This window comes from Marinobacter persicus (assembly GCF_002934325.1).
GTDB lineage: Bacteria > Pseudomonadota > Gammaproteobacteria > Pseudomonadales > Oleiphilaceae > Marinobacter > Marinobacter persicus_A.
In genome coordinates this window covers 25204-38018 of record NZ_PTIV01000006.1, presented here as the reverse complement: position 1 = coordinate 38018, position 12815 = coordinate 25204, and the positions used below count along the sequence as shown (strand labels likewise).

The following is a 12815-nucleotide window of genomic DNA, read 5'->3' as shown; positions in this document are numbered from 1 at the left end:
AAAGACGCACCCCACCCCCGTCTACAGACAATGGAGTTCGTGTCACCAAAAATGGGGGCAGGCCAAACCTTTTCAAGCCCTCCTGAAAACCGTTTTAACCTTCCAGCAAAAAATGCGCTCGCGCCGTGGCAATCGGCTTGGAACGGGATTTCTGCCAGGCCACCACGCCCACGTTGGCCACGCGGTTGCCCTGGCGGGTCAGGTGGCATTCGGCGTAGGTTTCGCGGTTCAGGCCGGCGCGGAGGTAATCGAGGGAGAAGTCGACAATCTTGGGCATGCGCAGGGTTTCCTGGGCCAGAATCAGGTAGATTTCGGCGGAGAGCTCCATGAAACCGCCAATCACGCCACCGTGAATGGCCGGCAGGATGGGATTGCCCAGGTTCTGCTCTTTCGCCGGCAGGCGGAAGATCAGGTCGTCGCCGAAACGGTCACAACAAAGGCCAATCCACTTCGCATAGGGAATGCCTTCGAGAAGATCGGTAAAGTCACCTGTCTTTTGGGTCTGTTCGAGTACTGCCGGGTCGATCATTCTTCCCCTCCGGTAATCAGGTCGCGATAGGGTTTCGGAGAGGCCTCCTTACCAATACGCATGAACGTGCCCACACAGTTGGCGATGGTATTGCCCTCATCCTGATAGGCCTCGCAACGGGTAAAAATGATGTTGGAGGTGATTTTGTAGGTTTCGGCCCGGGCGAACACGGGCTTACCCGGCTCTGCGGGGTGCATATAATCCACTCGCAGGTCCAGGGTCGGGCAAAGTTCGAATTCATCCAGGGCGCAGATGATGACCGACCCCGAGGTGGTGTCCATCAAAGTGGTGATAGCGCCACCGTGGATGGCGCCGGTGTCCGGGTTACCGATGATTTTTTCGCTGTAGGGAAGCTCCATCAATAGGGTTCCCTCGCCCGCTTCGCGGGGCACCAGGCCGAGTTCCCGGGCCTGGTTCAGGGTGCTGACAAACCGGTGAACCCGGTCAAGTCGGGTTTTGTTTTCCATCAGGTTTTATCCTTTGCCTTACTGGGCTGCTCAGGCTCTTGAAACACTTTTCCAGAACGCAAATGACTCAGCGCATCGGAGTGGAATTCGCGGCGATAAAGCACGTAAATGATCCATGTCGAAGCAACGATGAAGGCGATGGGGTGGAAGAACCAGGCGACCACGGCCAACGCGTAATAATAGGAACGCAAACCCAGGTTGAAGGCATCACCGGCAAGATCACAGATTTTGCCGGCACTGCGTGCAAAGGCTTCCCGCCCGGCAGGCGTGGTTTTGACGTCTTCAGCCAGGGGCGCACTGCCGATCATCACCGCCAGGAAGTTGTACATGCGCATCGACCAGGTGAACTTGAAGAAGGCATAGATAAAAACCACCATCAAAACCAGCAGCCGCAACTCCCAAATTTCACGACTGGGCACCGGGTTCAGGGGCATGCTGGCAAAAATTTTCATCGCTTCGGTGGTATACCCCATGGCAGTGATAATACCGGCCAGAATCAACAGGCAGCTGGAGGCAAAAAAAGCGCCATTGCGCTCCAGGTTGCCAACCACCGAAGTATCAGACATCCGGTTGCCTCGCTGGAGCATCACCCGCATCCAGTCTTCCCGATACAGGTTAAGAGTATTGGACAGACAAGCCCTTCTTCCCGCGCGGTTCCTGGAGTACCAGGTATAACCCACGCTGCAGATCAGGAACCAGCCAAGGGCGATAAACTCCAGATAGTTTTCCATGTAGGGCCCATTAATCATGGTGGTGGCAAACTCCTTGAAAACAGAGTTTTATGATACGTCATGGTGAAAGCGCCAGCCAATGCAACGGCAGCCCTGACCCAACACAGCACGCGCCGTGGTATATACTTCAGGAGCCTCTGCCCGATTGCGGCATCCATGGATAGCACATTTAACGCACGCTTGATGCGCATTTACTGCGCAGTTACTGCACATTTACTGACAGGAGCCTGATGTGACGCCTCGATTATTCTCCCGATTGACCGCCGCCCTTTTTGTCGTTGTCACCCTGGCCGGCTGCACCGTCAACCCGGTGACCGGAGAAAAGCAGCTGTCGCTGATCGGCGAAAACGAAGAAATTCAGATGGGTGCCGAGCAGTACGTTCCTACCATGCAAACACAGGGTGGGCGTTTTTATCTGGACCCGGAACTGACCGTCTATGTCAGCGAAGTCGGCCAGAAAATGGCCCAAGTGAGTGACCGGCCCGACCTGCCCTACGAATTTGTCGTGCTCAATAACAGCACTCCCAATGCCTGGGCGCTACCCGGGGGCAAAATTGCCATCAACCGTGGCCTGCTGGTGAAACTGGATGACGAGGCCCAACTGGCGTCGGTGCTGGGCCATGAAATTGTGCATGCCGCCGCCCGCCACAGTGTGCAACGTATGCAACAGGGCATGATCATCAGTGCTGGCATGGCCGGACTTGGACTGGCGCTGTCGGATAACGAATGGGCTGGCTTGGTTATGGGGGGTGCCGCTGTCGGCGCCCAACTGGCTCTGGCCCAGTACGGCCAAGGCGACGAGCTGGAATCCGACGCTTATGGCATCCGCTACATGGACGCGGCCGGCTATGACCCGCAGGCCGCCGTGGAACTCCAGCAGCTGTTCCTGGAGTTGTCAAAAGATCAACAAAGCAGCTGGCTCCAGGGGCTGTTCGCCACACACCCGCCCTCCGCCCGGCGGGTGGAAAAGAATCAGCAGCTGGCCCAGCAGCTTGGCACCGGCGGCTACCGGGGCCGGGACGTCTATCAGCGCAGGATTGCCACACTGAAGGAGCTTCAACCAGCCTATGATGCCCACGACAAGGCTCTTAAACTCGCCTCCGAGGGCAACATGGCAGCGGCAATAGAAGCCATCAATTCCGCCATCAAACAAGCTCCTCGCGAGGCCATGTTCTATGCCCTTAGAGGGCGAATTTTCCAGAAGCAAGGGCAGAATGAAAAAGCCCAGTCCGACTTCGACAAAGCAGTCTCCCTGTACCCGGAAATGTTCGAGTACCAGCTGTATAACGGGCTGAATGCACTGGCCATGAACAACCTGACCAAAGCCCGTGACCACCTGCAAAAGGCCAACGAGGTGGTACCAACGTCCATCGCCTATCTCCGCCTGGGCGATATTGCCGCGCAACAGGGACGCCGGCAGGAAGCCGTAAACTTTTACTCCACCGCCGCCCAAGCTGGCGGGGACGTGGGCGCAGAGGCAAAACAGAAACTCGCGGCGCTGACGAATTGATGGCTACCACGACCCGTTGTCCAGTGGAGTACTGATTGTGGAAATCCGGCCATTCCAGACACTCACACTGCGGGCCAGGCGCTTCTATGTTGGCGCGATGTTTCAGGTCATGGGGCGGGCGTTGCAGGCCATGACCGAGGTAGATGGAGAGGCTTGCCGGGAAACCCGGCAACTGCCACCCGGCTTTCTGTTTGAAATGCGGGTACTACCCTCGGGGCCGGTCATGGTGGTGGAGCACACGAAGGACGGTCGCCTGCGTTTTCTTGGCACCGACGCCCCTCGGCCAATCAACCTATCAATCCAGTTCAAGCACATGGTGCATGCCTTTCGAGTGGTCTCGTTTCAGGAGAAAACCGCCATCGCGTTTGCCAACGAACGCATGCTCGTCGATGGGGATATTGCCTATGCAGTGCGCATGACCCGGGTTCTGAACCGCCTGGAGACCTTCATCCTGCCCAGATTTCTGGCCGTCCGCGCCGTCAAACAGTACCCACGCAGCCTGGGTTTTGTGGAAAAAACCGCTGGCGCTGCCCGTATCTACCTGAGAGTGCTCAGAAACCTTATCGGAAATGAGAGACCTTATGAGTAGCCGATTTTTCGAATTTTTCTGTCCCGTCAAGGTGATTGCCGGTAAGGCCGCCCTGGAGCATTTACCCTGGGAAATGCAGGGTCTGTCGGTCAAGCGACCGATGATCGTCACCGACAAGGGCATTCACCAGGCGGGCCTGCTGGAACCGGTATTGGCCGCCTGCCGGGAAGGCGGGGTGCAGATCGCGGCCATTTTCGACGACGTGCCGCCAGATTCATCCACCTCGGTGGTACGGGAAATAGCCACGCTCTACCGCGACAAACACTGCGATGCCATTATTGCCTTGGGTGGCGGCTCGGCGATCGATACCGGCAAGGCAGCCAATATCCTGGTGTCGATGGGTGGTGACGACCTCGAGCAATACAGTGGCGCGGGAATATTAAAGCATCCTCTGCGCCCTTTCTTTGTCATTCCGACAACGGCGGGAACCGGCTCGGAAGTGACTTCGGTAGCGGTTATCAGCGATGAACAACGGGGCGTAAAACTGCCGTTCACATCGTCCTTCCTGTTACCGGATGCCGCCATCATTGATCCCCGAATGACTCTGACGCTGCCGCCTCACATTACCGCGGCAACCGCGATGGACGCGCTCACCCATGCCACCGAAGCGTTCATTGGACTGGCCAAGAACCCGTTAAGTGACGCCTATGCGACCGCAGCCATCCAAAAGATTGGCCAATGGCTGCTGCCTGTGATGAATGATCCCAAAAACGAGGAAGGTCGTCTGGAGCTGGCCCTGGCCTCGACCATGGCCGGCATTGCCTTCTCCAACTCAATGGTTGGCCTGGTACACGCGCTGGGGCACGCTACCGGAGCCAAGTGTCACCTGCCCCACGGGGTCTGCATGAGTCTCTATTTACCCTACGCACTGGAGTACAACCTGGAATACATTCGAGAGCCGCTGGGTGAACTATTACTGCACCTGGAAGGCCCCGAACGTTATGCCCAAACTCCAACGGAGCAGCGGGCTGAATCCTGTATTGCCGCTATCCGCGCGCTTCGGGACCAACTGCACCAGCGGTGCGGGCTGCCGCGCACCCTGGAGGAAACCGGCCAAGTGGAATTCAGCCAGCTGGAAGCCATTGCCCAGCTGGCCCTGGATGATGGCGCGATTCTTTTCAGTCCACAGGAAGTCAGCTTTGAAGATGCCCACGCACTGGTGTGCCGGGCCTGGTCATAAATAGTAACAAAGCGATGATTGAAGCATGGACATAAAAAGGTCATATTGAAGGGGTATATCGTTAGCAACTAAACCTATACAAACCCGAGTTCCTGCGATGCCATCTCGCCCCTCGTTAAAAAAAGTGCGCACGCCTCTGCTCCTGGCTTTCATGATGGCGTTCGCTGCCCTTCCGACACTGGGCAACAGCCAGGAAGCGGATAAAAAGGTTTTTCAGTTCAATGTTTCACCCAATGGCTACCCCCCTTACCTGATTGTCGATGGCAAGGAGCCCGCCGGCATCATGTGGGACGTGGTGTCTCTGATCGTTCCCCGCCTTGGCTATCAGGTGGAGCCCCGCCAGGTGCCCCGCAAGCGTGTGGATCGCATGGTGACCGAAGGCTACCTGGACGCCACCCCACGCGCCATTGAGTGGACAAGGCACCCTGAGCACTACCTGTTCACCGATCCGATCGTGCACGTGGAAGAAGTCTTTTTCTTTCCCAAATCCTCCAAGCTTCAGTTTGAAACCCTGGAGGATCTGACCGGCAAGACCATCGTCACGCCCCTGGGTTATGTCTACCCCAAGCTGGAACCCTATTTCAAAAGCGGGAAAATCAAGCGGTTTGAAGTATCCAACGAAAGGAACATGTTCCATCACCTGCGTTACGGTGACGAGTTCGATGCCGCCCTGGCCGACCGGCTGGTGGGCCACTGGCTGCTCAGGGAAGAAGGGTTAAAAGGCTACTTCCGCCTGTCGGATAACACCCTCAGCCGATACGGTTTCCGGCTAATGCTTCGGCCCGACTGGAAGGATTTTGCCGAGGCTTTCAACCGGGAGCTGGCGAAAATCCGCGAGAATGGCGAACTGGATGCCATTCTCGCGCGCTATCGCTAAGCCCTTCTTACTCCAAACGCCGGAGCAGCAGCATCGGGGAAACCGTCAATACCGTGCGAAGCTGCCAACGACCAAACAGTGCCAGCAGCAGGGCGCTGACCAGCGGTAGCGTAAGAATCACCTGCCAGTGCCAGCGGAAACTGCCATCAAACATGCGTGCCTGCAGCACGTAGACCGCCGCCTCGGCAGCCAGAACCCCCAAGACCCCAGCGATCAGCCCCAGCAAGGCGAACTCGAGCATGGTGCTGCGTACCAGCAACGACTGGCGACCGCCAAGCGTTCGGATCAACGCCCCTTCCCGCTGACGGTCTCGCAGGGTGGCACTGACGACCGCTGCCATGACGACCAGTGCCGCTGCCAGAATCAGGGCCAGTATGGTTTCAATGGCCTGGGTCACCTGCTGCACAATGTCCTGAATCCGCCCGATGATGTGATCGATTTCCAGCACCGACACTGTCGGAAACTCGCGGGAAAAGTCATTCAGAGCGAACTTTTTCTGCTCGGGCAGATAAAAGCTGGTAATCCAGGTTGCCGGCATATTCACCAGCCCCCCTTCCGGGGGAAACACCACGTAGAAGTTGGGCTTCATGCTGTCCCATTGCACGGTCCGGATACTGACCACCGGTTCCGTGATTTCCGCTGAACCTATGGTGAACGTCAGACGATCCCCCAGTTCCAGGCCCAGGCGTTCTGCCAGGTCCGCTTCCACGGATACGCCTTCGGTATCGCTTGCGTCAAACCAGCGGCCACGGACAATTTCGTTATCCTCCGGCAACTGCTCCATCCAGGTCAGGTTCAGCTCCCGGTTCAGTGCATTGATGCGCTCGTCCTTGCTGACAGCCTCCTTCACCGGTTGGCCGTTAAGTTCGGTCATACGACCACGCACCATGGGGTACAGGTTTTCCAGCGGCGCACCACGATCGGCCCAGAAGGCGTCCACTTGCTCTACCGCATCCGGAGCGATGTTGATCAGGAAATGATTTGGCGCGTCCTCGGGTAGCTGGGTCTGCCAGTCGCTCAACAGCGAGGTACGAACCAGAATGAGGGTCGCAGCCAGCATGATGGTCATGGCGAACACCGCCAATTGGGCCAGACTGGCCTGACGATGGCGGTATAACCCGACAAACGCCAGTCGCCAGGCATTGCCTCCACCGTTAACCCGGCGAAGAACTGCCATCAGCACCAGGCCGAAAAGGCCCAGTACGCCCAACAACAGGGCGAGACCACCCAACAGGGCCCCGACCAGAACCAGTTCACCGGCATACAGCCATACCAGGCCAAAGATGGCCAGCAAGGCGATGAACAGGTCAGGCAGGGCAGCCCGGCCAGTTTCGCCGGGTTGGGCTCGCAGCACTCGCATGGCCGGTACCCGTCGTAACCGGCGGATGGGCGGATAGGCGAAAGCAAACAGGGAAACCACGGCGGTCAGCAAGGCCGGCAGCAAGGCTGAAGGGTCCAGATACACTTCGACGGGACGCTCCAGTGCTTCACTGAGCAGAGCCACCAGTACCCGGAACAACGGCAGGGCCACCAAAAGGCCACCGACAATGCCGGCTATCCCCCACAACGCGAGGCGCCGAAGATACAGCCGGCCAATGCCCCTGCCCTGCAGTCCCAGTGTTTTTAACAGCGCCACCGTATCGCGCTGGGCAAGCGCATATTGCCGACTGGCGACAGCCACGGCAACGGCGGCCAGCAGTACCGCCAGGCTACCGCCCAGCAACAGGAAACGCTCGGCCCGGTCAAACGAACGGGATAAGGTTTCCCCCTCGCGCACGCCCTCCCATTCATGGCTGGGGCCCAGTTTTGGTTCCAGCCACTGGTAATAGCCATCCAGGGCGTCCTCCGCTCCCGCGAACAGGTAGATGTATTCCACCCGGCTGCCTTCCTGTACCGCACCTGTGGCGGCAACGTCATCCACATGCATCATCACCCGGGGCGCCAGGGAGGACAGCCTGAAGCCTCCATCGGGCTCCCGGATCAGCAGCCTGGTGACTTTCAGTGGCAGATTGCCGACTTCCAGGGAATCACCGATCTCCAGGTTCAACAGCCTGAGCAGCCGTGGATTGATCCAGACTTCCCCGGGCGCTGGGCCGGAAGCCACCATTTCCCGGGCACCGTCACTGGCCTGTTGCTGGATTTCCACTTCACCAACCAGCGGGTATTCATCACTAACCGCTTTCACCGAGGCCAGCTCAAAGCCCTCGGGGCCGGAGATCATGGTCGAAAATTCAATCATCTGCCCGGTTTCCAGCCCCCGGCTACGGGCCTCCTCGAGCCATTCCGGCGGAACCGGCCGGCCGTTTTCGGCCTCGAGCTGACGATCCGCTGCCAGGAAGGAGCTGGCCGACGACACCAACGTTCGCTGCAGCTGACTGGCAAAGAGCGCAATGGTGGCGACGGTCGCCACGGCAATAATCAGCGCCACCAGGACCACACGAACGTCCCGCTCGCGAAAGTCCCGGCGAACCGACATGAGCTTCTGGGCGGCATTCATTGGTCGGCCTGCTCCCGGGCCGTCTCCGGCTCCGTCAATATGCCAGCCTCAATGTTCAGCTGGCGGCCGCAGCGGGCCGCCAGGCGCTCATCATGAGTCACCATTACCAGAGTGGTGCCCTTTTCGCGGTTTAACTGCATGAGCAGGTCCGAGACTGCCTGACCGGTGCGGTTGTCCAGATTGCCGGTCGGTTCATCGGCAAACAGGATGACCGGGTCCGAGGCAAACGCCCGGGCAATGGCCACCCGTTGCTGCTCCCCGCCGGAGAGCTGGCGGGGGGTATGATTCAGGCGCTCACCAAGGCCGACGCGCTCCAGCAGTTCCCGCGCACGCGCCTCCGGCGCCTCGATACCCGCGAGTTCCAGCGGCAACATCACGTTTTCCTGGGCGGAAAGGGCAGGCAGTAGCTGGAAAGACTGGAACACAAACCCAACACGGCTGGCTCGAAGCTTTGCCCGCTCATCTTCTCCAAGCTTACTGATTTCGGCACCATCCAATTCCACCACACCCTCACTGGGGGTATCCAGACCAGCCAACAGCCCCAGCAGGGTTGTCTTGCCTGAACCGGAACGGCCCACAATGGCGACCGACTCTCCCCGATTGATTTCCAGGCTGACCCCCTGCAATATCGTTAACGTATCTGTTTCAAGCCTGACCCTGTGGGAGAGTCCTGAGACCCGTAGCATGGGGCGAGCTTCGTTTCTGGTAAAATCCGTCATCTGGTTCACAGTAACTCCATTGGCTGGTTTTACGCCTGGATGAATCGGCAAGAGGTCTACTCATTATTATGCATACGGTATCAGCGTCCGTCAGATCATTCCTGCTCCTGGTGCTTCTGTTACTGGCCGGGCCGACATTTGCCAGCCAGAACACCCTGCTGGTGGTTGGCGACAGTCTCAGTGCTGCCTATGGGGTACCGTCAGATACCGCCTGGGTGCAGCTGCTGCGCAACCGACTTGAGCAGCAGGACACTCGCTGGCAGGTGGTCAACGCCAGCATCAGCGGCGAAACGACCGACGGTGGACTGCGTCGCTTACCGGACCTGCTGCAACAACATGAGCCGGATGTGGTGGTCATTGAACTTGGCGGCAATGATGGCCTTCGAGGTTTTCCGCCAGATGTCATCGAATCCAACCTCTCCAGCATGATTGAAAAGGTCAAGGCAACTGGCGCTACCCCGGTACTGGTGGGCATGAAGATCCCGCCAAACTACGGTCAGCGCTATACCAGCGCGTTCTCGGCGATCTATCGAGACCTTTCAGACAGGTACAACATCGCGTTGGTTCCATTCTTCCTGCAGGGGATCTACGGCAAGGACGGCTTGATGCAGAGAGACGGTATCCACCCCACGGAGAAGGCACAGCCGCTGTTGCTCGAGAATGTCTGGCCCAAGCTTGAACCGGTCGTTTCAGAGGCAGCGTCCCGGGCGTCCTGATCGATATCAGCCAAGGGTGCGGGCAAGAAAATCCAGCGCCCTTCTTTCGGACCAGTAGAGGCCATCCTTCCGCCACTCAACAAACCCTACATGGCCACCCCATCTGGGAACCTCCATCCGCACATAGCGCCCCAGCAGGTCCAGGCTGCACGGATAACAGTCTGACGAGAGGAAGGGGTCATCAGCGGCATTGACGATCAGTGACGGTACACGGATGTTTTTCAGGTGCGGCAACGCGGAGCAACGGTTCCAGTAGTCCATGGCATCGCGAAAACCATGCAGCGGCGCGGTATACAGGTTGTCGAACTGGTGGAAGTTTTGGATCCGGGCAAAATCACGGGTATCAATCAGATTTGGGAAAATTTCGGCCTTTTGCTGCATTTTGACCTGCAGATCCTGAAGAAACCGATTCATATAGATTTTCCGGCTGGGCAAAGCCAACACTTCCGCGCTTCCGGCCAGATCCACCGGTGCCGAGTAGGCAATTCCTCCACAAACACGGCTGTCGATGTGCTCGCCCAGCTGCGCCAGGTAAAGCAACGTGAGATTGCCACCCATGCTAAAGCCGGAAAGGAACAGGTTTTTGTAGGGCCCGCGAAGCGCCCGGGTAACCACGGTGTGCAGGTCCTCGGTGGCACCACTGTGGTAGAAGCGCGGCAAGTGGTTCATCACGCCGCCACAGGAACGGTAGTTCCAGGCCAACACGTCCCAACCTTGCAGCATCAGCGCCCGGGCCAGCCCCAACACGTAGGGGCGACGGCTGTTCCCTTCAAGCCCATGGGAAATAATGGCCAGACGGTCACTCCCCTGCCGGTACCAGTCCAGGTGAAGTTCATCGTGGTCGGGCGTCGCTAACACCTCGGTGCGCGGCTCAAACAAAGGAACCCGACGAAACAGGCTCGGCCATACCGACTGTATGTGGCCATTGCGCAACCAGATCGGCGGAGAGTAGTCGCCACACGCTTCTCTGATCAAATTTTAACCTTCTATTTCAGAGGGTTGACGGAACGAATCAAAGTCCTTACCATGCTCGCCACATTGATGCTGTTCCCCGATAGCTCAGTTGGTAGAGCAACGGACTGTTAATCCGTTTGTCGCTGGTTCGAGCCCAGCTCGGGGAGCCACTTATTCCGGAAAGCCGCTGAATCACCCTCAGCGGCTTTTTTCGCTTCAGGCCTCGCTAAGCACGGTAAACTCACCACTGGCGACCAACTGCCCCGCACTTGTGGCTGAGAACAGGCACTGCACTGCCCCTGGCTGGGCCACCTCTTCCACGACCCGAATCCCAAGATTACTGCCGGGCGACAACGTCTGAGACCCAGGGCATTGAAGCGACCGCACCAGAACAATCACCGCTTTGCGCATGGTTTCTCCCCCCCATGCGGACTTTCCGGCAGGCCATTAACTGGGCGGCGTACTCGAGCATTGCCCAGGCCGGCACTCCTTCACTGTCTGCCAGGGGGTGCTGTTCACCGAGGGTGACTTCGGCCTCCGCTCCGTTCTCAGACATGGCAAAGTTATCGATCAGTTGCATGCTGCCGCTATGGGGCAACTGTTGGTACGCCGGTGCAGCCTCCTGGTAATCAGACGACGAAGCGCCGGTGGCGATAGCCTCCGCGTCCTCCGCCGCTTCTCGGGAAAAGATGCCCTTGGCGACCGGTTTACCGGCAACCTGACAGGTCAGACGCCAACTGTCCGCCCCTTTCTCCCGGACTTCCACATCAATGCGCTGGCCCGGCTCGATCAACCCCAGTAAACGGAGTTGCCGAATGCTGCAAACCCGCTGGCCGGTTTGTTCCTCAAGGCTGCGAGCCAACTGCTCGATAAGCACCACGGCCGGGACAACGGGCATGCCCGGAAAGTGTCCGGGCAAAGCCGGATGGTCTGGCGAAATTTCGAAGCTGAATTGCATGGTATCGGTGTCGCTCAGAGGATTCAGAAAAAAGGGGTCCTGTGCTATAGTCGCGCGCTAAACCCATAGGATGGTTGTTACCGTTTTTTAACGTAGACGATTCTGGCACAGAGTTCTGGAAGCTGACAATGAAGAAGGTTCTGGTCGTACACTATTCCCAGAGCGGACAGCTCGATAGTGTAGTAAAGGAATTTACGCGACCACTGGTCGAATCGGATGACATTTCGGTGACATTCGAAAACATCAAGCCGGTTGAGGATTTCCCTTTTCCATGGCCGTTTTTCAAGTTCCTGGATACGTTTCCCGAGTGTGTCTATCAGGATGCGCCGCCAATTCAGGAACCCGCGGTTTCCGGCGATGAGGATTTTGACCTGATCATTCTGGCGTATCAGGTCTGGTTCCTGTCGCCGGCGCTTCCGATGACGGCCTTCCTGCAGCACCCGGTCGCCCGGACCCTGTTGAACGACAAGCCGGTCGTCACTTTGATTGCCTGCCGAAATATGTGGCTGTTGGCCCAGGAAGACATGAAAGCCAAGCTGGATGAGCTGAATGCCCATCTGGTCGGCAACGTCGCCATGGTAGATGAAGCCGGCTCCATCCTGAGCCTGTTTGCCACGCCACTCTGGGTACTGACCGGCCATAAGGGCCCGTTCCTGGGCGGGCTGATTCCCAAGGCGGGCGTTGCTGAAAAGCAAATCAAGGCCAGTGAACGTTTTGGACGACGCATTCGTGATCGGTTCCGGTTCAAGGGCGAAGTCTCACCAGACATGTTCCGGGGCCTGTCGGCGGTGCACGTTAATGAAGGGCTGATTTCCAGCGAAAAAACGGCGAAGCGGGCCTTCCGACTCTGGGGGCGCCTGCTTCGGACCCTGGGGCCACACGGCGCCTGGCAGCGCAAACCGGTACTGGCGTTTTACTCGGTGTTTCTGATCCTCATGATCGTGACCGTGGTGCCTGCCGGCATGCTGATCAAACGACTGCTTGCGCCGCTGACGCGCCAGCGCATTGCCCAGCAAAAAGCTTATTACAGTGCGCCTTCCGGAGAATAGCACTGACGTGTTTCACCACCCGGCTGCACGCCGGTCATT

The 12815-nt window shown here is 58.2% G+C and carries 13 protein-coding genes and 1 tRNA gene; 7 read left to right on the top strand and 7 right to left on the bottom strand.

Going from position 1 to position 12815, the window contains the following annotated elements:
• Positions 1-94: 94 nt before the first annotated feature.
• The 3 genes from BY454_RS05035 to BY454_RS05025 are packed head-to-tail and all read right to left on the bottom strand — an operon-like array spanning position 95 to position 1727.
• Positions 95-529 carry a PaaI family thioesterase gene (locus BY454_RS05035; protein ID WP_104415766.1) on the bottom strand — a complete coding sequence of 145 codons (435 nt, stop codon included), beginning with the start codon at positions 527-529 and terminating at the stop codon, positions 95-97.
• A complete protein-coding gene (locus BY454_RS05030) occupies positions 526-996 on the bottom strand; it encodes a PaaI family thioesterase (RefSeq protein ID WP_104415767.1) in 471 nt (156 codons plus the stop codon). The genes BY454_RS05035 and BY454_RS05030 overlap by 4 nt, the downstream gene beginning before the upstream one ends.
• Entirely contained in the window at positions 996-1727 is a 732-nt protein-coding gene (locus BY454_RS05025) for a DUF599 domain-containing protein (RefSeq protein WP_104415803.1), read from the bottom strand. Before BY454_RS05025 ends, BY454_RS05030 begins: the two co-directional genes overlap by 1 nt.
• Before the next feature lie 232 nt (positions 1728-1959).
• Here BY454_RS05025 and BY454_RS05020 point away from each other — a divergent pair, with 232 nt between their 5' ends.
• The 4 genes from BY454_RS05020 to BY454_RS05005 all read left to right on the top strand — a co-directional run bounded on the left by BY454_RS05020 (position 1960) and on the right by BY454_RS05005 (position 5883).
• Positions 1960-3237, top strand: coding sequence for a M48 family metalloprotease (locus BY454_RS05020; protein WP_104415768.1), 1278 nt, complete (start codon positions 1960-1962; stop codon positions 3235-3237).
• Positions 3238-3274: 37 nt separating this feature from the next.
• Complete coding sequence (locus BY454_RS05015) at positions 3275-3826, top strand: hypothetical protein (protein ID WP_258075566.1); 552 nt, start codon at positions 3275-3277, stop codon at positions 3824-3826.
• On the top strand, positions 3819-5006 hold the full coding sequence (locus BY454_RS05010; protein WP_104415769.1) for an iron-containing alcohol dehydrogenase: 1188 nt from the start codon (positions 3819-3821) through the stop codon (positions 5004-5006). Before BY454_RS05015 ends, BY454_RS05010 begins: the two co-directional genes overlap by 8 nt.
• 97 nt (positions 5007-5103) lie before the next feature.
• On the top strand, positions 5104-5883 hold the full coding sequence (locus BY454_RS05005; protein ID WP_104415770.1) for a substrate-binding periplasmic protein: 780 nt from the start codon (positions 5104-5106) through the stop codon (positions 5881-5883).
• A gap of 7 nt (positions 5884-5890) precedes the next feature.
• Here BY454_RS05005 and BY454_RS05000 read toward each other — a convergent pair whose 3' ends face one another.
• Complete coding sequence (locus tag BY454_RS05000; protein WP_104415771.1) at positions 5891-8380, bottom strand: ABC transporter permease; 2490 nt, start codon at positions 8378-8380, stop codon at positions 5891-5893.
• Positions 8377-9099 carry an ABC transporter ATP-binding protein gene (locus tag BY454_RS04995; RefSeq protein WP_104415805.1) on the bottom strand — a complete coding sequence of 241 codons (723 nt, stop codon included), beginning with the start codon at positions 9097-9099 and terminating at the stop codon, positions 8377-8379. Before BY454_RS04995 ends, BY454_RS05000 begins: the two co-directional genes overlap by 4 nt.
• A 68-nt stretch (positions 9100-9167) precedes the next feature.
• Here BY454_RS04995 and BY454_RS04990 point away from each other — a divergent pair, with 68 nt between their 5' ends.
• Positions 9168-9815, top strand: coding sequence for an arylesterase (locus BY454_RS04990; RefSeq protein ID WP_104415772.1), 648 nt, complete (start codon positions 9168-9170; stop codon positions 9813-9815).
• Positions 9816-9821: 6 nt separating this feature from the next.
• Here the strand turns inward: BY454_RS04990 and BY454_RS04985 are convergent, their stop codons facing one another.
• Positions 9822-10790: a YheT family hydrolase gene (locus BY454_RS04985; protein WP_258075565.1), complete on the bottom strand. Its 969-nt coding sequence runs from the start codon at positions 10788-10790 to the stop codon at positions 9822-9824.
• Positions 10791-10863: 73 nt separating this feature from the next.
• On the opposite strand from BY454_RS04985, the gene BY454_RS04980 reads away from it, so the two are divergent.
• Positions 10864-10939, top strand: a tRNA-Asn gene (locus tag BY454_RS04980).
• Positions 10940-11106: 167 nt separating this feature from the next.
• On the opposite strand, the gene BY454_RS04975 is transcribed toward BY454_RS04980, so the two are convergent.
• A complete protein-coding gene (locus BY454_RS04975) occupies positions 11107-11667 on the bottom strand; it encodes a hypothetical protein (RefSeq protein WP_104415773.1) in 561 nt (186 codons plus the stop codon).
• Positions 11668-11855: 188 nt separating this feature from the next.
• On the opposite strand from BY454_RS04975, the gene BY454_RS04970 reads away from it, so the two are divergent.
• The gene (locus BY454_RS04970) at positions 11856-12776 is read left to right on the top strand and encodes a hypothetical protein (RefSeq protein WP_104415774.1); all 921 of its coding nucleotides are present in this window, start codon (positions 11856-11858) and stop codon (positions 12774-12776) included.
• Positions 12777-12815 lie beyond the last annotated feature (39 nt).